The sequence below is a fragment of the Shewanella sp. 10N.286.51.B7 genome (assembly GCF_002873615.1).
In the GTDB taxonomy this organism is placed as follows: domain Bacteria; phylum Pseudomonadota; class Gammaproteobacteria; order Enterobacterales; family Shewanellaceae; genus Shewanella; species Shewanella electrodiphila.
In genome coordinates this window covers 37,348-58,858 of record NZ_MCUF01000035.1, presented here as the reverse complement: position 1 = coordinate 58,858, position 21,511 = coordinate 37,348, and the positions used below count along the sequence as shown (strand labels likewise).

Sequence of the window (21,511 nt, the reverse complement as noted above, 5' to 3'; positions counted from 1 at the left end):
AGATTAATTAGCATGGTAAGCGGCTTCTAACTGTTGGCTAAACTGATAAACCGCCATTGCATATAACGGACTGCGGTTATAACGGGTGATCACGTAAAAATTATTTAAGCCTAACCAGTATTCTGTCGCTTCTGGTTGATCCAATTTCACGAGCAAAGCACGTTGAGATGCATCGATGTCTTTCGCTTTTGCAAGGCTCAAGGTTGGCGTTAAAATGTCGGCAACGGTTTGAGTTGGTTTTCCTTTCACCCACACTTTGGCTTTTGGTGCTGTATCTACAGTGTGGTTAAGCTCTAGCGTAACAGGTGCGCCGCGCTGCCAACCATGTTGGTGGAAGTAGTTAGCGACACTGCCAATGGCATCTTGTTTATTATTCAGTAAATCACGACGACCATCACCACTGAAATCAACTGCGTAATGACGATAGCTTGATGGAATGAATTGGCCGTAACCCATAGCACCAGCGTAAGAACCTTTTAGGTTGTCATTATCTAATTGTTCTTCTTTAACCAATGACATTAAGTTGCCAAATTCACTGCGGAAAAAAGTCGCTCTAGGTGGGTAATAAAACCCTAAGGTGTATAACGCATCTTGGACTTTATAGTTGCCCATATAGCCGCCATAAAAAGTTTCGATACCAATAATAGCCACTATGATTTGCGGGTCTACTTGGAATTTATCTGCAGCATTGTTGATGGTTTCAGCATTGTCATGCCAAAATTCCAAGCCTTTTTCTAAGCGTTTTTCAGTCAGAAAAATGGGATAGTATTGATGCCAAGGCTTAGCTTCCCAAGGTTTAGATATTGCATCTAACACAGCTTGATTATGATTTGCTGTTGCGAGGAAATCTTTGACTTCTTGCTCTGAGAAGCCTTTATTTACTTGGTCACTGATAAAGGCCTGCTTGAGCGCCTTCACTTCTGAACTGTCCGCGGTGTTTATCTCAGTTGCTTGGAGACTTGAGCAACTCAGTAGTAAGGCTAAACCAGCAGCGAATGTCGTTTTTAAATGCATTAACAATCCTTTTGTCATGTTTGTTTTATCATGTTGGCATTATTTGTAACCTGCCTAAAGCCGAATATACAGCGTAAAGCTTAACGGTCTATGAAACGTCGATGAGTATGAATACTCATTAATATGCCAAAACCAATCATCAAGGTCATCATTGATGTACCACCATAACTGACTAAAGGTAACGGTACACCAACAACAGGTAAAATGCCCGATACCATGCCTATATTCACAAAAATATAAACGAAGAAGGTTAAGGTAATACTGCCTGCAAGTAACCTTGCAAAACTGGTTTGTGCACGAGATGCAATCACTAACCCACGGCCAATAATATACATGTAAAGTGCAAGTAAGATTAAACTACCAATTAGGCCAAACTCTTCACCAACCACTGCAAAAATAAAGTCGGTGTGCCTTTCAGGTAAAAACTCTAACTGAGATTGCGAACCTTGTAGCCAACCTTTACCCCATAAACCACCAGAGCCAATAGCAATTTTTGATTGGATAATATGGTAACCCGCGCCTAGGGGATCTCGCTCAGGATCAAATAATGTCATGACTCGTGTGCGCTGATAATCATGCATTAAGAAAAACCACAATATCGGCAGTAATGCCAATACTGCAGCGACACAGGAACCGACAATAACCCAACTCATGCCTGATAAAAACAATACAAAAACACCTGATGCCGCAACCAAGATTGAGGTACCTAAATCAGGTTGTTTGGCGATCAATAAGGTTGGGATTAATAAGATAACTAATCCCCCCGCTAAATGACGTTTTTTAGGCGGCAGTGGAAATTTACTGATATACCACGCCATGGTAATAGGGAAGGCAAGCTTAATCAGTTCTGATGGCTGGAACTCCATAAAACCTAAGTTTAGCCAGCGCTGTGCCCCTTTGTTAATGGTGCCAAAAAAGTGTACTCCAAGCAGTAATATGATGCCTGCTATGTAAATAGGCAGTGCCCAACGCCGCAATATTTCAGGATTTATTTGCGCAAAAACAAACATGACAAACAAAGACAAACTGAGTCGTACTAGCTGTCTTTCCATCATGGCTGCGTCTTCACCACTGGCGGAATAGATTACGAATAGCCCGAATACCATTAAGGCTAATAAGCCGAGAAGCAAAGGTAAGTCTATGTGTAACTTTTGCCAAATATTCTTTTTATGGGGGTGGTGTGAGGCATTCATTCTGCCACCTTCCATTCGTCACGTAACATATATTCGTCCAATAAGGCGCGGGCAACAGGGCCTGCGTTAACGCCGCCCCAACCGGCATTTTCTAGCACTACTGCGAGGACTATTTTAGGGTTTTCATAAGGGGCATAAGCAATGATCAATGCGTTGTCTCTAAGATGCTCTGCAATCGTGTCTGAATCATATTTTTCATCTTGCGCAACACTGAATACCTGAGCTGTACCGGTTTTCATTGCGGCAGTGTATGTGGCGTCAGTAAAGCGCGATTTGTGCGCTGTGCGGCGCATCGCCTCGTTAATAATTTCCCAATTATTATCATCATTTAGGCTGATGGGTTCTCGTTCATCAATTGGGGTGTCTATCTTAGAGGTTTCATCTTTGAATGATTTCAGCAAATGCGGTGTGAAGCGTGTACCACGATTAGCCAAAATAGTGGCTGCATTGGTTAGTTGTAGTGGCGTTGTGGTCCAATAACCTTGACCAATACCCACTGAAATGGTGTCACCAATATACCAAGGCTGGTTATAGCGCATGCGTTTCCAATCTTTAGAGGGCATGATGCCATTGGCTTCTTCATAAATGTCGATACCACTTGGCTCACCAAAGCCAAATTTGGACATAAAGGCTGCCATTTTATCGACACCGACTTTGTAGGCAAGGTCATAAAAAAACGTATCGCAAGAGTCCATGATAGAGCTATAAACATCAACCCAGCCATGGCCCCAACGTTTCCAGTCACGATACTTTCGTTCAACGTTAGGAATTTGCCAAAAGCCTGGATCCCAAATGCGGGTTTTCTCAGTAATGGTTTTTTCTTCGAGGCCTAATAAGGCAACATGAGGCTTAATAGTCGATGCCGGCGAATATTGTCCTTGTGTTGCTCGGTTAATTAGCGGTCTAGATGTGTCATTTAGTAGAGCACTGTAGGCTTTAGTGCTAATGCCATGGACAAATAAGTTAGGGTCATAGGTAGGGCTTGATACCATGGCAAGTACGCCACCATCTTGGGGATCGATTGCCACCACAGAGCCACGACGTCCATCGAGTAATTCCATGGCTTTTTGTTGCAGTTTTAAATCTAAAGTTAAGTAGATATCTTGCCCAGGTGTTGGCGGCGTGGCTTTTAAAGTGCGAATAACACGGCCACGGTTGTTCACTTCTTCTTCTAAATGCCCTGGTTTTCCAAGCAAGAGACTTTCATAGTATTTTTCAATGCCTTGCTTACCAATGTCATTGGTTGCAGCATAATTTTTCCATTGGCCTGATTTTTCAAGTGAGGTTCTATCTCGGGCATTAATTTTACCCACATAACCCAGTACATGGGTCATGAGACCTTCATAGGGGTAATGGCGTTTAAGGCCTGCTTCGACTCTAAAACCTGGGAACTGATGTTGATTAACACTGAAGGTAGCAACTTGCTCTTCAGTCAGGCGAGATTTAATCGTCAATGGTTTGAAGCGGCGATGATAGCGAAGTCTTTCAGTGATAGTTTCACGCTCATCTGCACTTAATTCAATATACTCGTTAAGTTTATCTAGTGATGCGCTTATGTCTTTGGTTTTTTCAGGAATAACTTCAAGAGTATAAAATGGTTGGTTTTCAGCGAGTAACTGACCGTGTCGGTCATAGATAAGTCCGCGACTTGGTGCTACAGGTACAACACGGATACGGTTATCGTTTGAGCGAGTTTCATAATCTTGAAATGAGACAACTTGCAACTGATACAAGTTGGAAAGCAATATGCTGATTAGGATAAACACGCACAGGAAAGTAAACAAAGCACGACGTTTGAATAGCGACGCCTCGGCAGCGTGGTCGTGCATGGCAATGCGCTTTTTTGGCGACACTTAAGCTTTCTCCGATAGGTTCAGGCTGACAAATTCAGCTTAGCTATATTAGCTGAATTAACTTCACTTTTACCAGAGGTTTACCGATTAGGCTTATTCTCTGTGGTAGGGATGGTTGTTATTTATGCTCCATGCTCGGTAAAGGCTTTCTGCAACCAAAACGCGAACTAATGGATGGGGTAGCGTGAGGGCTGATAAACACCAACTTTGACTAGCGGCAGCTTTGCAATCAGGTGCAAGGCCTTCAGGACCGCCAATCAACAAACTGACATCGCGGCCATCAAGTTGCCATTTACTGAGTTGCTGAGCAAGTTGGGGAGTCTCCCAGTTCTTGCCTGGCAAATCTAGGCTTACAATGTGATTGCCTTTGGGCACAGCTGCTAGCATAAGTTCGCCTTCTTTTTGAAGAATGCGTGCTATATCAGCATTTTTACCGCGCTTCCCAGCAGGGATCTCGATGAGTTCTAACGCCATATCTCGAGGGAAACGACGTTGATACTCTTCAAACCCGCGGGTGACCCAATCTGGCATCTTAGTGCCAACAGCAATCAGTTGTAACTTCATTAGGCGTCGTTTTCAGTCCATAGCTTTTCTAGGTCATAAAATTCGCGTGTTTGCTGCTGCATCACGTGTAAAATTACGCCACCTAAATCAACGAGTACCCATTCACTGCTATCACGGCCTTCAACACCTAATGGTTGGTTACCAGCAGTTTTAGCTTCAACAATCATGTTTTCTGCAATAGCGCGAACATGAGTTTTTGATGTACCAGAACAAATTACCATGTAATCAGTAATGTGTGATTGGTTTGCCACGTCTAGTACCACAACGTCTTTGGCTTTTAGGTCGTCGATCTTATCGACAACAAAATCTTTTAATTCCGTGCTCTGCACGTCACTTACCTCAATATGTAAAAATAACGGAGCATTATACGCAAAATACCCTAGCTAGCGCAATTGAAGCCGTGTTCAATTAAGCATCTAAAATCGCTTTTACTTATTTTGGTACAGATGATGCTCACAAATGTATTGTTGGATCACAAAGGGCAGCATATTAGCGATCTCTGTGTTAACAAATACTTTCGTGTTGTGCGTTGTTTTTTGTTGTTCAAAGGGGACATTTTTGAGGAAACGACGAATTTCTGTTGAGGAAATATCCTGCAAGCTAACATCGACAGGGAATATTTTTCCCGTTTTAGCTAATGCGGGCACTTTTGCATTTTGAATTAACAAATCCGCCATCGGGCTGTTTTTGTCTAATTGCCAACCTGGACGCTGACAGACAACTAAGTGACATAAATTAAAAATGGATTGCCACTGGTACCAAGACGGTAGGTTGATGAACGAGTCAGTGCCCATGATGAAATAAAACTGATGCTGAGGATATTGTTGTGTTAGCAGTTCCAGTGTCGTTGCGCTATATGACGGCGTATCGCGATTAATTTCAATATCGCACACTTCAAAATGGTCATATTGCTGGCAAACAAGTCGCGCCATCGCTAAGCGGTGTTGGCTGCTGACTTGGGTAGTCTGTTTGTGCGGTGGAATATGATTGGGCATTAACCAAATTTTATCGAGCCCAAGTTGCTGCTGAACTTCTATAGCGGGTTTGATATGACCGAAGTGAATTGGGTCAAAGGTGCCACCTAATAACCCAATTTTCATTCCTGCTTGATGATGACTATTGCTCAAAATGGGGCTCATGTTTGCAGTTCTATATGCGCTAAACGCCGATGAGCATTAGGATCAAACAGTAAGCATAAGTGGCTCATAGCAGTCCAATCTTCAATACCATGTTGTTTAAGGTTCATTTCCATTTTTGACGCAAAGGCCAGCATGTGTTCAATTTGGCTGAGGGTTAAGCGGGTTAAAGCCGCTTGGTATAATGGCTTACGTTTATCCCAAATCCGATGTTGTTGCCATAAACTATTTAATTGAGCGCCTTGTTCTACAGCAGTCTTAAGGTTGAGTAATACATTAAGCTCTTTAAATAGCGCCCACATCAAAATTGGCATTGCAGTGCCTTCGCCATTGAGCTGCACCACCATATGCTGAGCATGTTTTTGATGATTACCCAGTAAGGCATCTGTCAGTTGAAACACGGTAAAGCGAGATTGATCTTCAAAATAATCGGTTAAATGATCGCTATGAATCGGCTCATTAGGGCTAAGTAACTGCAGTAATTGTAATGCTTGTTCAGCTGCGAGCAAATTACCTTCAAACAAGTTAAACAGCATGGCTTTTGCATCCATCTGTACGTGTAACTTGTAATGACTAATACGGTTATCTAACCAACGCTGAAATTGCTTACCTTCTGGCGTAGTACAAGGTAAGTATATACCTGCTGCATCAAGGGTTTTGAACCACTTACTTTTTGTTTCAGCAGAAAGCTTAGGCCCATGAATTAATAAGATGATGTCTGGATTGGGATTTTGCATCATCGAAATGAATGCAGCAGAACCTTCAGTGCCAGGTTTTGCCTGAGGTAGAGTGAGTTCGATAATGCGGCGACTGGCAAACAAACTCATGGATTGCCACTCTTGAATCAAATCATTCCAACTAAAACCGGTTTCTTGGGTTAGGTGAACACGTTCATCAAATCCGTGTTTTTTAGCCGCCGTTAGAATCTGTGCTTTACAGTTTTCAATCAGCCATGGGTCATCACCGAAGAGTAAGTAACAGCCTTGAGGGCTTTTAAGGTGTTGGTTTATTTGATCTGGGTAAACCCGCATTAATTCACCTCAATGGAGGCCAGGGTTTGAATAATATTGTCCGCGGCCTGAATACGCATTTCTTTGACCAACATTTCCATTTCACGACTTTTTGCTAATGCTGTACGTGGATCGTCTTGATAGTCACGACGAATTTCTGTTTGAAATATTTGTGGTTCAGACTCAGGTAGTGTGAGTGAGTAACTCACTAAATAAATGAGCTCGTATTCAGCGACGTTACCTGTCGGGTATAGAGACAGTGTTGCACGCTCAAGAGAATCATTTACCAGTCTAAGGGTAGGCGTGGTATCTGATGCTGGAACCGTTGAAATAGCATGAATACGTAGGCGATCGCTGACTAAACGTGACAGTTCACTGTATTGATCGTTGGTGCTTAAATGCAATTCTTCAAGTTCGACTGGAATAGAATAACTGCGTTGTAATTTAAAGCCGCAACCTGCAGTGGTTAATATAACCAGTGCCATCATTGCCAAGCTAATGCGTTTTATTAGCATCACTAGTATCGGCATCCTTTTACTTAACTTTTAAATAGAATTTATTGCTTTCGCAACCCTGATAGTAGATTACAGGGAAATAAGAAAGGTTGCTAATCAATAGCAACCTTTCTGTTGGTATAAGCAATGTGTGATGCATTTGGCTGTTACTTTTGAAATAACAGCAAACGCACCATTATCGTTTACTTAGCAACGATATTTAACAGCTTACCCGGGACGTAAATAACTTTACGAACGGTGACGCCTTCAACAAACTTCAGCACATTCTCATCAGCTAAACCAAGGGCTTCAACTTCTTCTTTAGAAGCGTCAGCAGCAACAGTGATTTTAGCGCGAAGCTTACCGTTAACTTGTACGATGATAAGTTTGCTGTCTTCAACTAATGCTGATTCATCAACTGTTGGCCACAAGCTGTCTTCGATATCTGTTGTATTACCTAAAGCAGTCCACAAGCTGAAACTTGTATGTGGAATGATTGGGTAAAGTAAACGAGTCACCGCGGTTAATGCTTCTTGCATTAGGGCACGGTCTTGCTCATTGGCAGACGGTGCTTTTTGCAATTTGTTCATTAATTCCATGATCGCAGCAATCGCAGTGTTGAACATTTGACGACGCTCAATATCATCGCTGACTTTGGCAATGGTCTTATGCAGTTCACGGCGTAGTGCTTTTTGATTGTTGTCTAGGGCTTTAGGGTCTAATGCGACCACTTCGCCTTGGGCAACATGATCGTGTGCCGTTTTCCAGAAACGCTTAATGAAACGGTGCGCACCTTCAACACTTGATTCTTGCCACTCAAGGGTTAATTCAGGCGGCGCTGCAAACATCATGAATAAACGGACTGTGTCTGCACCGTATTTATCAACCATTTCTTGTGGGTCGATACCGTTATTCTTAGACTTCGACATCTTGCTCATGCCGGTGTAAACCAGTTCATGACCTTCGCTGTCGATTGCTTTGACTACACGGCCTTTGTCATCAGTTTCTTGAACTGTTACATCAGCTGGTGAAACCCACACACGTGCGCCTTTCTCGTTGTTATAGTAATAAGCATCTGCCAATACCATACCTTGAGTTAATAAGCGTTTTGCTGGCTCATCAGAGTCAACTAAACCGATATCACGTAATAATTTGTGGAAGAAACGGAAGTACAGAAGATGCATACAAGCATGCTCGATACCACCGATGTATTGATCCACTGGTAACCAGTAGTTAGCTTTAGCAGGATCAAGCATTTGATCTGCATGCGGGCTACAGTAACGTGCGTAGTACCAAGAAGATTCCATGAAGGTATCAAAGGTATCTGTTTCACGCAGTGCTGGTTGACCGTTAACTTCGGTTTTAGCCCACTCTTTGTCGGCTTTAATCGGGCTTTGAATACCGTCCATTACGACATCTTCAGGTAAGATAACCGGAAGTTGTTCAGCTGGCGTTGGCATTACCGTGCCGTCTTCTAAGGTCACCATTGGAATTGGCGCGCCCCAGTAACGCTGACGAGATACACCCCAGTCACGAAGACGGAAGTTAACTTGACGCTTACCTTTGCCTTCAGCAGTTAGTTTGGCATCAATAGCATCAAATGCAGCTTGGAATTCAAGTCCATCAAACTCTGCAGAATTAAACAGTACACCTTTGTCAGTAAATGCAGCTTCACTGATGTCGACTTCGCTATCTGCTGGCTTAATCACAGCTTCAATCGAAAGACCGTATTTTTTAGCAAACTCAAAGTCACGTTGATCATGAGCGGGTACAGACATAACCGCGCCAGTACCGTAGTTCATTAATACAAAGTTACCTACCCAGATTGGCACTTCTTTGCCTGTTAATGGGTGAACAGCATTAAGACCGGTAGCAACACCTTTCTTTTCCATCACAGCCATAGCAGCTTCAGTGGTATCAACGTTTTTACATTCTTCGATGAATGCCGCTAACTCAGGGTTGCTCTTTGCCGCTTGCTCTGCCAGTGGGTGACCACTTGCAATTGCAACATACGTCACACCCATTACGGTGTCAGGACGTGTGGTATAGATATCGAATGTCTCATCACTGTTAGCAACATTAAAGGTCATTTCGATACCTTCACTGCGGCCAATCCAGTTACGTTGCATAGACTTAACCTGTTCAGGCCATTCGTCTAGCTGATCGATGTCATTTAATAGTTCTTCAGCGTAATCGGTGATCTTGATGAACCACTGAGGAATTTCTTTTTGAACCACCTCAGTGTCACAGCGCCAGCAACAGCCGTCTTGTACTTGCTCGTTAGCCAGTACCGTTTCATCATTTGGACACCAGTTTACTGAAGCTGTCTTTTTGTAGACTAAGCCTTTTTCATAAAGCTGGGTGAAGAACCATTGTTCCCACTGGTAGTACTCTGGCGTACATGTGGCGATTTCACGGCTCCAATCGTAACCAAAACCTAATAGCTTAAGTTGGTTCTTCATGTAGTCGATATTTTCGTATGTCCACGGTGCTGGGGCAGTCTTATTATTGATTGCCGCATTTTCAGCAGGTAGGCCGAATGAGTCCCAACCAATAGGCTGTAGAACATTTTTACCTTGCAAACGTTGGTAACGAGCAACAACATCACCTATGGTGTAGTTACGGACGTGTCCCATGTGAAGTCGGCCAGACGGATAAGGGAACATAGAGAGACAGTAGAACTTCTCTTTGTTTTCATCTTCTGTTACTTCGAAGGTTTTTTTGTCTTCCCAGTGCTTTTGCACTAAGGCTTCAATTTCTGAGGGATTATATTGCTCTTGCATCAATCTATTCCGGCCTATGCCGCCCATTGTTTGATCTAACGCTAAAAAGCGCGAGTGAGATCTGCATAGAATAAACTAGAAGTGATGCATTAAAAAGGTTCAGATGAAGGAGTATTTTTTATGAGTGGACGAAGTTCAGCGTTATTAGCGCTTTATCACACGCTTTTTGAGCAAGTTAAGCAGCGTTATGATGAAGATAACTCATTGACAGCAAAGAGCCTTTTTGCATCAATAACCCAGTGTAAAGATTATTTGCAACTCAAATCTGATGCAGGTGAAGATGAGTTAGCTTTAGTAGAAGAATTTTTAAAGCGTGACATTGCAAGTTACCTAAAAGACGAAAATGCCGATAATCTTAGTTATAGCCCAACGGTGATCACCTTAGAAAACACCCTTTGGCACTGGTTAGGTGAAATTACTGACCGCAGCCAAGTTGAGTGGCATGAGATTGCTCAAGATTTCAAACACAAAGGCTTTTATATGTCAGGTGAAGTGATTAATCAGGGCAAAGTAATTTGTACTGAATGTAATCATGAAATGAATATTGAGTTTCCGAGCTTAATTCCTGATTGTCCGCAGTGTGACAATGAAATGTTTACCCGAGAATCGTTAGCGCCTTAAATTTTGAGGTTGTACATTTATTGGTTACTAGCTGTGTTTAAACGGCTAGCAACCAGTTGTGACATTATTATATTGCGGCCCAGTGGTTGCGTTATTGGCTTGAACGTAGTGAAAATAACAATTGTCATCTAACACCTTACCGTCATCATTGAGATCATAGCCGATAAAAGTATCGGCAATACCTTGATACTCAATGACAAAGCCGTCATCCAAGATCAACCAATCTTCAATATCGGTATTATCCAAATAACCCCATTTAAGACGTGTATTAAAACTGCCATCACCTTCAAGATCGATATCAAGTAAGTCATCTCTATTGTTGACAGTTTGGGTAGAGAAGCTGCTCATTTGCGAGCGAGCATAGACTAAGTTATTTGCGGATTTTGCACTGGCATTTAGCTGAGATAAACCGCTAATACGGGCTTCAGTGGACATATTGATAAATTTTGGCGCAGCAATAATTGCCAGTATGGCCAAAATAATAATCACCACAACAAGTTCTATTAAGGTAAAACCTTGATTAAATCGTTTCAAGCTCAATCAGGTCTGCCTTTTTTCCAAAGCATGATTTGTTGAGTTAACCCTATCAAAAACAACAAACCACAGAGTAATAATAATGGTGTTTGGCCAATACGTTTAAACCACGTTTCACCGTTATATAACGGAACATCTGCAACTAATACGCCTTGTTTAAATTGCGGGATTTGATGGGTAATACGACCGTGAATATCTACCACAGCTGTTACACCATTGTTGGTTGCTCGAACTAGTGGACGGCCTAATTCAATTGAGCGCATTTGGGCTATTTCCATGTGTTGCAATGGACCAATTGTATCGCCAAACCAAGCATCATTTGAAACCGTTAACAGTAAATCGGTATCTTTATCGATATTGGCGCGCAATTGCTCAGGAAACACAATTTCGAAGCAAAGAGCAGGGGCTATTTGATAGCCCATGGCATTTAAGTTTTGCTGTTGGTAAGTTCCGCGCCCAAACGATGACATAGGGAGATTAAAAAACGGCGCTAATGGTCTTAACAGGCTTTCAAACGGGACAAATTCACCGATAGGGAGTAAGTGATGTTTTTTGTAGTCGTTAGTGCCATTGCCTTGATAGTCACCTTGGGGCTGCACTGACTGATTGGCGTTACCCAATACAATAAGTGAGTTATAAAATTCTTGCTGCTGTGTGCTGATAATACCGGTAATGATGGCGCTATCATTCATATTCGCCACTTTATCGGTATTATGTAAAAAGTCTCCCACCATTGACTCTGGAGCGGGTACTGCAGCTTCTGGCCAGACGATAATATCGGCATCAAAGTTTGGACGGCTTAAATCCATATATTTAAGCAGTGTCGGCCATAACGCATCAGGCTCCCACTTCATGCTTTGTTCGATATTGCCTTGCACTAACGCCACTTTAACGGTTTCGCCGCGAGGGGTAATGTCAGAGATTAATGGTGTAACGATTGTCGCAATGATAATGCTGGCGGTGATGACCGCTGCACTGATAAAACGTTTCTTTAACACTAAAACAATGCTGCCGCAAAACAGAGCGATGAGATAACTTAATCCTAGTGCGCCAATAACGCTGCCAAGTTCAGAAATCGGTCCCTGGGTTTGACTGTAGCCAGCCCATAACCATGGGAACCCTGTAAGCACCCATCCACGCATCCATTCAGTTAATACCCAAAGTGCAGGGAATAAACCGAGATACTGAAAGGCATGATGCCAATGTTTAAAGTGCGGATATTGACTAAGTCTTGCGGTGAGATACCCCGCTAATGCAGGGTAGAGCGCTAAATAAAATGCCAGTAATGCCATAAGCCCCATTGAAACGAATAACGGTAATCCGCCAAACGTATCAATACTGACATGGACCCAGCTGATCCCAAAAGCAAAACAACCAAAGCCGAAACTTAGCCAATGAAAGAAGTTTTCTTTAGGGGTTAAGTGTCGGCTTTGATAGAGAACAAATATCATTGCCGCGGGGTAGAAAGCCCATATTGCGTAAGGAGCAAAGGCGAGAGTGGTACTCGCGCCCGCAGCAAAAGCCGTCACCATCTTTAATAGTGATGACTTGGAGATATTTATTTTTTTAAACACAGTGTTAGTCGTCGTTATCTTCTTGAAGTTTAGGATCTGGTAACTTAACGCTAAGTTGAATTAACCGTCTTGTATCAGCGTTAGTGACTTTAAACTCGATATTATCGATAAGTACACTTTCGTTGCGCTCTGGTAAATGACCAAAGGCGTGTGACACTAAACCGCCGACAGTATCAAATTCTTCATCGCTGAATTGAGTACCGCAAGCTTCGTTAAATTCATCAATAGGGGTACGTGCTTTAATCATAAACACGGTGTTACTGATTTTTTTGATTTCCGTATCTTCTACTGAACTATGGTCGAATTCATCTTCAATTTCACCGACGATTTCTTCTAAGATATCTTCAATTGTGACAAGACCGGATACCCCACCATATTCATCGACCACAATGGCCATATGATATCGCTGGGAGCGGAATTCTTTGAGTAGCACATCGACACGTTTGCTTTCTGGAACCACTACAGCTGGCCTGATGACTTGATGCAGTGAGAAAGGTTGGTCTGATTGCTTGAAGCCATACTTAAGCAGATCTTTTGCAAGCAAAATGCCTTCGATATGGTCTTTATCTTCGTTGACTACAGGAAAACGAGAGTGAGCTGATTCTATTACTGTTTTCAGTAATTCATCAACTGTGCTATCGATTTGTAGTGTGACTATTTGGCTGCGAGGGATCATGATATCGCGTACGCGTAATCCTGAAACTTCTAATACGCCATTCATCATTTCACGGGTATCTTCAGTAATTAAATCACGCTCTTCAGCGCCCGCAATGACCTCTACGAGATCTTCGCGATTTTGAGGTTCGCCCTGAAACAACTGACCTATTTTGTCAATCCAGTTTTTTTTACGGGCGTTGGTACTCGGTGGGATGTCGTCACTCATAATATTTTACTAAATCATCGGAGGCATTTACATGCAATCCTTTGACTTATTTATGCTTCCTTATACGGATTTGAAAAACCTAAGCCTTCAATGAGTTGAGTCTCTAATGACTCCATTTCTTCAGCTTCGTTGTCGATAATATGGTCATAACCTAGCAAATGCAAGCAGCCGTGAATAACCATGTGGGCCCAATGTGCTATAAGGGGCTTATTCTGTTGTTTTGCTTCGAGTTCTACTACTTCAGCGGCAATGATTAAATCACCTAAAAGTGGTAATTCAATCCCTGGAGGCGCCTCGAAAGGAAAAGATAAAACATTGGTAGGTTTATCTTTCCCGCGGTAAGTATGGTTAAGCTGCTGACTTTCACTGTTTTCGACAATGCGAATCGTTAATTCAGCCGTTTCCATGGTATTACCGAGTGCTGTTTTAACCCATAACTCAAACTCATCTTGAGTTGGTAATTGTTGCGGGTCATCAACGGCAATTTGTAAATCTAGCTCTAAATCAAGCTTTGAAGCTACGTCAGAGTTAAGCGTCATTTTTTACCACTCCAACAGTATTAGTATCTTCATTGCTCATTTGTTCATTAAATGCATTCTGACGTTGTTTATATTGGCGCTCTTTTTCAGCTTTTAGTGCCAGTTCTTTTGAATCAAATGCTTCATAAGCTTCAACGATGCGGGCAACAATCGGGTGACGAACCACATCTTGAGACATAAAGAAGTTAAAGCTAATGTCATTGACTTCGCTGAGCACTTCAATTGCCTGGCGTAGTCCTGACTTTTGACTGCGCGGTAAATCGATTTGAGTAATATCACCAGTGATGACCGCGCGTGAATTAAAGCCGATACGGGTTAAGAACATTTTCATTTGTTCAACAGTGGTGTTCTGGCTTTCATCTAAAATCACAAAGGCATCATTTAAAGTACGACCACGCATGTAAGCCAGCGGGGCTATTTCAATGATGTTGCGTTCAAGCAGTTTTTCAACTTTCTCAAAACCTAACATTTCAAACAAAGCATCATAAAGTGGGCGTAAATACGGGTCGACTTTCTGGCTTAAATCACCCGGCAAGAATCCGAGTTTTTCACCGGCTTCAACCGCAGGACGTGTTAATAGAATACGACGAACTTCTTGACGTTCTAATGCATCTACTGCTGCAGCAACAGCTAAAAAGGTTTTACCTGTACCAGCAGGCCCAATACCAAAGGTGATGTCATGTTTAGCAATGTTTGCCACATAATTAGCTTGGTTTGGGTTGCGTGGCTTGATGATGCCGCGCTTAGTTTTGATGTGTAGGGTATCGTCTTCAGCAGAAGATTCTGCCTCAAGATTAATCACTTCTTGAATGGCTAGATGAACTCGTTCAGGTTCAAGATCAGGCGTGCTGCCTTTAACCGTTTGGGTTTCAATATAAAGCTGTTTCAATAAATTGTTGGCATTAAAGGCATTACGAGGCAGACCAACAATTGTGAAATGATTGTTTTTGTGGACAATCTCAACACCTAGACGGCGCTCAAGTTGCTTAATGTTGTCATCATAAGGACCACATAATGAGGCTATTCTTCGAGTCTCAGCAGGCTCGAGATACAAATTCATGGTTGTAACTTTAGTGGACAAAAATAATGCTCCAAAAACGATATGTTTATTAACAAAGAGTCTACGAGTGTTGTATTTAAAATACCACGGTATTTAGGTAAAAGCACAATAAAGGCGGCTTATAGCCGCCTTTATTAACTAAATATCATCACTAGATTATGACTTAATTAGGGGTAAATTGGGTTACGCCTAAATCATCATCAGTTTTGTGTTTAGCTAAAATGTCAGACGGACGCAAACTACGACGTAAATCCATTTCATCTTCTGCGCGAACAAATACGCCACGTAAAGAGTTGGTGTATACGTCAACGATTTCTACGTCAACAAACCCGCCAATGCTCTTAGGGTTACCTTCGAAATTCACTACGCGGTTATTTTCAGTACGACCGCGAAGCTCCATTGGATTCTTTACTGAAGGACCTTCAACTAAAATACGTTGCACAGTACCTAACATTTGACGGCTGTAACGCATCGCTTGCTGGGTGATTCGGTCTTGTAAAATAGCCAGACGCTGTTTCTTTTCAGTCATAGTGACATCATCTGGTAAGTCTGCAGCTGGGGTACCTGGGCGAGCACTGTAAATAAAGCTGAAGCTGTGATCGAAGCTTACATCTTCAATTAACTTCATTGTGTCTTCAAAGTCAGCTTGGCTTTCACCAGGGAAGCCAATAATAAAGTCAGAACTGATATGAATATCAGGGCGGGCTTTACGTAAACGACGAATAATTGATTTGTATTCAATCGCCATGTGGCCACGTTTCATGTTAGTCAAAATACGATCTGATCCTGATTGAACAGGAAGGTGTAAGAAGCTAACAAGTTCAGGAGTGTCTTCATATACATCAATGATGTCTTGAGAGAACTCAATCGGATGACTGGTTGTAAAGCGGATACGGTCGATGCCATCTATTGATGCCACTAAGCGCAATAACTCTGCAAAGGTACAAATTTCATCGTCGTGAGTCGGACCACGGAAGGCATTCACGTTTTGGCCTAACAGGTTAACTTCACGTACACCTTGCTCAGCTAGCTGAGCGACTTCTAGAATCACGTCATCGACTGGGCGGCTAACTTCTTCGCCGCGTGTATAAGGTACAACACAGAATGAACAGTATTTGCTACAACCTTCCATAATTGAAACGAATGCCGATGGACCATCAGCTTTTGGCTCTGGTAAACGGTCAAACTTTTCGATTTCTGGGAAGCTCACATCAATAACGGCTTTGTCGCCATTATTAATTTGGGTGATCATTTCAGGTAAACGATGCAAGGTTTGTGGGCCGAAAATGATATCAACACATTGAGCACGTTCTTTAATTGCTTTACCTTCTTGTGAAGCAACACAACCACCGACACCGATAACTAAATTAGGATTTTTATCTTTTAAGGTTTTCCAGCGACCAAGCTGATGAAACACTTTTTCCTGTGCTTTTTCACGAATTGAGCATGTGTTAAGCAGGAGTACGTCTGCTTCTTCAGCATTCTCAGTCAAGGTGTAACCTTGATAATCGTCCAGCAAGTCAGCCATTTTAGATGAATCGTATTCATTCATCTGACAGCCCCAGGTTTTTATGTGTAGTTTTTTACTCATCAGATACGCCGTTCTATATACCACAGAAAAATAGCCGAGTATTTTAACTGCACAAAGGCTCGCTGGCTAGCCTTTGTGCACATCTAGTGAGCATTATTCTGAAAAGCCTAATACCCCTATTTTTTGCGAGTATTTATCTTGGTCGGCTAACTCGTTTGATTGATTGGTAAAAAAGCCTAATTGCTTGGCTATGCGCTGATTATCAAGGCGCGCTTGAGCGATTAAGTTTTGCTGTAGTTGATTTGCATGATAGTCAAACGAGACTAATTCATTGGCTTCTTGGACTGAAAAACCGAATTCTTTTGCCATTGCCACGTTATCTTGACGAGCTCTGGCAATAATTTGTTGTGGTAGCTCCCGATTAAAGCGTGTGAGTATTTCCGTGGTTTGTTGATATAAGGCATAATCAAACGAAGAACGGTAAATCACGGTGACGGTTTCCATTGGTTGCATTTGCGCTTGGGAAGCAACAGAAAATAATGCTGTGATAGCCAGTAAACTATGGGTAAACATTCGAGTGATGCTTGCTGATTTTCTGCCCTTTGGCATACGCTTTGATATAGCCTCAGGAATAGAAAGTAGGCCCGAATGGTTGCTGCTAATATTGTTAGAATGTACGTACGTGCTTTGACTAGACATAGTATCCTCTCTTACCTTGGCATGACGGATGTGGTGCAAGGTGTATTCATTAGACAGTTTCAGTATATGAAGAGGTTTACTGGTTAATGTGTCACCATTGTAAGCAGGTGTTGCTCTAAGATTAGATAGCAACATATCGACACGATTAAGCGATTTTAGACACGTTTGTACATATTTTAATCGTTACGGTTAATGCTAATAAGTACGAAAGTGCGATGAGAAGGGTTTAGCAATGCAAGATGCAGTTCAAGATAAGGCAAAACAAGATCTACAAGTTCAACATAATGTGGTGATTGTGGGCGGCGGCATGGTTGGCGCAGCTGTCGCGGTAGGGTTAGGGCAGCTTGGCCTGAATGTCGCAATGATAGAAGCCTATCAACCAAAGGCCTATGAGCCTGAACAGCCCCTAGATCTTCGAGTGTCTGCTATTAGTGTTGCTTCAGAGCAATTGCTTGAGCGACTTGGGGTAATGGATGAATTGTTATCTTTGCGTCATGTGGCTTATAAAGGCCTAGAAACTTGGGAGGTGGAAGATTGCATCACTCAATTTCATGCAGATCAAATTGATGAACCACATTTAGGCTACTTCTTTGAAAATCGATTAATTCAACTTTGTTTATGGCAAAAAATAGAGGCTATGGACAATATCACACTCTATTGCCCTGAAAGTGTCAGTCGTTTTGAGCGTGTAACCCTTGATGATCAACAACAGATAAAAGTCACTTTAGATTCTGGGACAGAAATCCGTGCTGCATTATTAGTTGGCGCTGATGGTGCTAACTCGCAAGTGCGTCAATGGGCTGGTATTGGTATTACTGGTTGGGATTATGCCCAATCAGCGATGCTTATTAATGTCGCCACATCCACTGAGCAGCAAGATGTCACCTGGCAGCAATTTACTCCAGCAGGGCCGCGTTCGTTATTACCGCTTCCAGGCAACAATGCTTCATTAGTTTGGTATGACAGTCGTAGCCGTATTAAACAGTTAATGCAGCTTAATCATCTGCAACTTGCTGAGCAAATTAGACAACACTTCCCGCAGCGATTAGACAGTGATTTTACTGTTATCGACCGGGGTAGCTTTCCGTTAACACGTCGTCATGCGCAATCATATTGCCAAGATAATGTGGTTATTTTAGGCGATGCAGCTCACACGATTAACCCACTTGCAGGTCAAGGGGTGAATATTGGTTTTAAAGATGTCGACGTATTGATTGCGACTATCGCCGATGCGGTTGGTAATAACCGTCCATGGTGGACTGAAACCACTTTAAAGCAATATCAATGTAAGCGTTATAGCGACAACTTATTAATGATGTCGGCAATGGATGCATTTTATGCCGGTTTCAGTAATGACTTAATGCCGCTTAAGCTACTACGTAATGGTATGCTAAAACTCGCAAATCATGATAACCCTATCAAAAAGAAAGTCCTCAAATATGCATTAGGTTTAGCCTAAATCTAGGTTAAATAACACGCGGTAATTGTTGAGTTCAGTTTTGAGTGTTAAAATGCCGCGCTTTAGCGCCTTCAAATCACATTTCGGCAATTTTATTAGGATGATTTGAAGTCAGCGCGGTCATATTATTCGCTAAAAATGAGTGCTAATGAGTCAAATAAAACTAATTGTTGGTCTTGCCAATCCTGGTGCTGAATACGCACAAACTCGTCATAATGCCGGTGCATGGTATGTGCAAGAGCTAGCGCGCCTATGCGGCGCAACGCTTGTACCTGACAGTAAATACTTTGGTTTAACTGCCAGAGTGACGATTGATGGTAAAGACGTACGATTATTGATCCCGACCACTTTTATGAACCTTAGCGGAAAATCAGTAGGTGCATTAGCCAATTTTTTCCGAATTACACCAGAAGAAATATTAGTCGCTCATGATGAGCTTGATATGGAACCGGGCGTTGCAAAGTTTAAATTAGGCGGTGGTCATGGTGGCCATAATGGTTTAAAAGACATTATTGCTAAAATGGCCAATGACAAAGGGTTTCACCGCCTACGGATAGGTATTGGTCATCCCGGAGACAAAAATCGTGTTAGCGGTTATGTACTGGGTAAAGCGCCAGCAAGCGAACAAGAAAAGATGGATGCAGTGATTGATGAAGCAGTGCGTTCAACTGAGATTTTATTTAAGCAAGATATGGCGAAAGCCATGAACAGATTACATACTTTTAAAGCAGTTTAAATTTTATAGCCTATATAAAGGTAGTAAGGTTTTCTGTTTCAAAGCAACTATTGATATTCACTGCCTCAGTTTCGATGCAGTTCAACATATATAAAGGTAACAAATATGGGTTTTAAATGCGGCATTGTGGGTTTGCCAAACGTAGGTAAGTCGACACTATTTAATGCATTAACAGAAGCAGGAATTGAAGCAGCTAACTTCCCGTTTTGTACCATTGAGCCTAACACAGGTGTTGTACCTGTACCGGATTCACGTCTAGATAAGTTAGCAGCGATTGTTAGCCCTGAGCGTATTTTACCAACCACAATGGAATTTGTTGATATTGCTGGTTTGGTAGCAGGCGCATCAAAAGGTGAAGGTTTAGGAAATAAGTTCCTTGCTAACATCCGTGAAACTGATGCAATTGGTCATGTTGTTCGCTGTTTTGAAGATCCAAACATCGTTCACGTTGCTAATAAAGTTGATCCAGCTGGTGACATCGAAGTGATTAACACTGAACTTGCACTTGCTGACTTAGATAGCTTAGAGCGTGCTATTTTCCGTCAACAGAAGCGTGCTAAAGGTGGCGACCAAGAAGCTAAGTTTGAAGTTGAAGTGCTTGAAAAAATGCGCCCAACATTAGATGAAGGCCAAATGTTGCGTTCACTAGAGTTAAGCAAAGAAGAGATTGCCGCTGTTGCTTACCTTAACTTCCTTACATTAAAGCCTACGATGTACATTGCTAACGTAGCTGAAGATGGTTTTGAAGATAATCCACATTTAGATGCTGTTAAAGCGATTGCTGAGACTGAAAATGCAGTAGTTGTTGCCGTTTGTGCTGCAATTGAATCAGAGCTTGCAGAAATGGATGCTGAAGACCGTGTTGAGTTTATGGCTGATCTTGGCCTTGAAGAGTCAGGTCTTGATCGCGTGATCCGTGCGGGTTACCAATTATTAGACTTACAAACTTACTTTACTGCAGGTGTAAAAGAAGTAAGAGCATGGACAGTACCAGTCGGTGCGAGTGCGCCACAAGCAGCGGGCGTGATCCATACTGACTTCGAACGTGGTTTCATTCGTGCTCAAGTAATGAGCTATGATGACTTTATCGAACATAAAGGTGAAGCTGGCGCTAAAGATGCGGGTAAATTACGTGTCGAAGGTAAAGGTTATATCGTTAAAGATGGCGATGTTATGCATTTCCTATTTAACGTGTAATCGGTATTTTCAAACTATAATAGTCTGAAGATCACCGTTAAAGAGTATTGAGGTTAACTTTATTAGGATATTTTGTCGATTTGGCGCTCAGTTTGGTGAACTTATAGCCGAACAACAACAATTGATGAAAATAGCTAAAAAAAGCAGTTGACCTCGATACCCTGAATAAGCATAATACGCCCCGTCCTCACGACGAGGGCAAGTAAGAATAAAGTGGCAATGTAGCTCAGCTGGTTAGAGCACAGCACTCATAATGCTGGGGTCGCAGGTTCAAGTCCCGCCATTGCTACCATCTTCTCTAGATGTAAAATAAGAGATTGCTGGTTAGTTAAAGTAATAACTTTAGAAATATGACCGGCAACCTTCTCAAGGTTAAATGAGCATCGTGTTCTGGATGTAAAACAGAGTCAGTGCGGGAGTGGTGGAATTGGTAGACACGCCAGATTTAGGTTCTGGTGCCGTAAGGTGTGAGAGTTCAAGTCTCTCTTCCCGTACCATTATTAAAAAAATTGGCTATGTAAATAGCGGGTTTTTTAAAAAGCTTTAGATTGGGATATCGCCAAGTGGTAAGGCACCGGGTTTTGATCTCGGCATCCCCAGGTTCGAATCCTGGTATCCCAGCCATTTTAAA

General features: G+C 42.2%; 20 protein-coding genes and 3 tRNA genes. 7 read left to right on the top strand and 16 right to left on the bottom strand.

Annotated features, from left to right (window positions below):
* Positions 1-3: 3 nt before the first annotated feature.
* The 9 genes from mltB to leuS all read right to left on the bottom strand — a co-directional run bounded on the left by mltB (position 4) and on the right by leuS (position 10,047).
* Complete coding sequence (mltB, locus tag BCU84_RS10795) at positions 4-1,014, bottom strand: lytic murein transglycosylase B (protein ID WP_102528092.1); 1,011 nt, start codon at positions 1,012-1,014, stop codon at positions 4-6.
* 80 nt (positions 1,015-1,094) lie between these two features.
* Positions 1,095-2,207 (bottom strand): rod shape-determining protein RodA, encoded by a 1,113-nt coding sequence (gene rodA, locus BCU84_RS10790; RefSeq protein WP_102528091.1) that lies wholly within the window; start codon positions 2,205-2,207, stop codon positions 1,095-1,097.
* A complete protein-coding gene (gene mrdA, locus BCU84_RS10785) occupies positions 2,204-4,060 on the bottom strand; it encodes a penicillin-binding protein 2 (RefSeq protein ID WP_102528090.1) in 1,857 nt (618 codons plus the stop codon). Before mrdA ends, rodA begins: the two co-directional genes overlap by 4 nt.
* Positions 4,061-4,153: 93 nt before the next feature.
* On the bottom strand, positions 4,154-4,624 hold the full coding sequence (gene rlmH / locus BCU84_RS10780) for a 23S rRNA (pseudouridine(1915)-N(3))-methyltransferase RlmH (RefSeq protein ID WP_055025767.1): 471 nt from the start codon (positions 4,622-4,624) through the stop codon (positions 4,154-4,156).
* The gene (rsfS, locus tag BCU84_RS10775; RefSeq protein ID WP_102528089.1) at positions 4,624-4,953 is read right to left on the bottom strand and encodes a ribosome silencing factor; all 330 of its coding nucleotides are present in this window, start codon (positions 4,951-4,953) and stop codon (positions 4,624-4,626) included. The genes rlmH and rsfS overlap by 1 nt, the downstream gene beginning before the upstream one ends.
* Before the next feature lie 99 nt (positions 4,954-5,052).
* Positions 5,053-5,763, bottom strand: coding sequence for a nicotinate-nucleotide adenylyltransferase (gene nadD / locus BCU84_RS10770; RefSeq protein WP_241906413.1), 711 nt, complete (start codon positions 5,761-5,763; stop codon positions 5,053-5,055).
* Positions 5,760-6,791, bottom strand: a complete 1,032-nt coding sequence (holA, locus tag BCU84_RS10765; RefSeq protein WP_102528088.1) for a DNA polymerase III subunit delta — start codon at positions 6,789-6,791, stop codon at positions 5,760-5,762. The genes nadD and holA overlap by 4 nt, the downstream gene beginning before the upstream one ends.
* Entirely contained in the window at positions 6,791-7,285 is a 495-nt protein-coding gene (lptE, locus tag BCU84_RS10760) for an LPS assembly lipoprotein LptE (protein ID WP_102528087.1), read from the bottom strand. The genes holA and lptE overlap by 1 nt, the downstream gene beginning before the upstream one ends.
* Before the next feature lie 182 nt (positions 7,286-7,467).
* A complete protein-coding gene (leuS, locus tag BCU84_RS10755; RefSeq protein ID WP_102528086.1) occupies positions 7,468-10,047 on the bottom strand; it encodes a leucine--tRNA ligase in 2,580 nt (859 codons plus the stop codon).
* A 120-nt stretch (positions 10,048-10,167) separates the two neighbouring features.
* On the opposite strand from leuS, the gene BCU84_RS10750 reads away from it, so the two are divergent.
* Positions 10,168-10,668 (top strand): zinc ribbon-containing protein, encoded by a 501-nt coding sequence (locus BCU84_RS10750; RefSeq protein ID WP_102528085.1) that lies wholly within the window; start codon positions 10,168-10,170, stop codon positions 10,666-10,668.
* Between the two features lie 45 nt (positions 10,669-10,713).
* Here the strand turns inward: BCU84_RS10750 and BCU84_RS10745 are convergent, their stop codons facing one another.
* The 7 genes from BCU84_RS10745 to BCU84_RS10715 all read right to left on the bottom strand — a co-directional run bounded on the left by BCU84_RS10745 (position 10,714) and on the right by BCU84_RS10715 (position 17,488).
* A complete protein-coding gene (locus BCU84_RS10745) occupies positions 10,714-11,208 on the bottom strand; it encodes a prepilin-type N-terminal cleavage/methylation domain-containing protein (RefSeq protein WP_102528084.1) in 495 nt (164 codons plus the stop codon).
* On the bottom strand, positions 11,205-12,734 hold the full coding sequence (gene lnt, locus BCU84_RS10740; protein ID WP_102528083.1) for an apolipoprotein N-acyltransferase: 1,530 nt from the start codon (positions 12,732-12,734) through the stop codon (positions 11,205-11,207). Before lnt ends, BCU84_RS10745 begins: the two co-directional genes overlap by 4 nt.
* A gap of 46 nt (positions 12,735-12,780) precedes the next feature.
* Entirely contained in the window at positions 12,781-13,659 is an 879-nt protein-coding gene (gene corC, locus BCU84_RS10735) for a CNNM family magnesium/cobalt transport protein CorC (RefSeq protein ID WP_102528082.1), read from the bottom strand.
* A gap of 50 nt (positions 13,660-13,709) precedes the next feature.
* Positions 13,710-14,198 (bottom strand): rRNA maturation RNase YbeY, encoded by a 489-nt coding sequence (ybeY, locus tag BCU84_RS10730; protein WP_102528081.1) that lies wholly within the window; start codon positions 14,196-14,198, stop codon positions 13,710-13,712.
* Positions 14,188-15,279 (bottom strand): PhoH family protein, encoded by a 1,092-nt coding sequence (locus tag BCU84_RS10725; protein WP_102528080.1) that lies wholly within the window; start codon positions 15,277-15,279, stop codon positions 14,188-14,190. Before BCU84_RS10725 ends, ybeY begins: the two co-directional genes overlap by 11 nt.
* 142 nt (positions 15,280-15,421) lie before the next feature.
* Complete coding sequence (gene miaB, locus BCU84_RS10720) at positions 15,422-16,849, bottom strand: tRNA (N6-isopentenyl adenosine(37)-C2)-methylthiotransferase MiaB (protein ID WP_102528079.1); 1,428 nt, start codon at positions 16,847-16,849, stop codon at positions 15,422-15,424.
* Positions 16,850-16,942: 93 nt separating this feature from the next.
* Positions 16,943-17,488 (bottom strand): hypothetical protein, encoded by a 546-nt coding sequence (locus tag BCU84_RS10715; protein ID WP_102528078.1) that lies wholly within the window; start codon positions 17,486-17,488, stop codon positions 16,943-16,945.
* Positions 17,489-17,720: 232 nt separating this feature from the next.
* Here BCU84_RS10715 and BCU84_RS10710 point away from each other — a divergent pair, with 232 nt between their 5' ends.
* The 6 genes from BCU84_RS10710 (at position 17,721) to BCU84_RS10685 (ending at position 21,504) form a co-directional block, all read left to right on the top strand.
* Positions 17,721-18,947: an FAD-dependent monooxygenase gene (locus BCU84_RS10710; protein ID WP_102528077.1), complete on the top strand. Its 1,227-nt coding sequence runs from the start codon at positions 17,721-17,723 to the stop codon at positions 18,945-18,947.
* A gap of 148 nt (positions 18,948-19,095) precedes the next feature.
* Positions 19,096-19,683 carry an aminoacyl-tRNA hydrolase gene (pth, locus tag BCU84_RS10705; RefSeq protein WP_102528076.1) on the top strand — a complete coding sequence of 196 codons (588 nt, stop codon included), beginning with the start codon at positions 19,096-19,098 and terminating at the stop codon, positions 19,681-19,683.
* Between the two features lie 105 nt (positions 19,684-19,788).
* Entirely contained in the window at positions 19,789-20,880 is a 1,092-nt protein-coding gene (ychF, locus tag BCU84_RS10700; RefSeq protein ID WP_102528075.1) for a redox-regulated ATPase YchF, read from the top strand.
* A gap of 215 nt (positions 20,881-21,095) precedes the next feature.
* Positions 21,096-21,172, top strand: a tRNA-Met gene (locus BCU84_RS10695).
* A gap of 120 nt (positions 21,173-21,292) precedes the next feature.
* Positions 21,293-21,377 (top strand) — tRNA-Leu (locus tag BCU84_RS10690).
* A 52-nt stretch (positions 21,378-21,429) separates the two neighbouring features.
* Positions 21,430-21,504, top strand: a tRNA-Gln gene (locus tag BCU84_RS10685).
* The last annotated feature ends 7 nt before the right edge of the window (positions 21,505-21,511 follow it).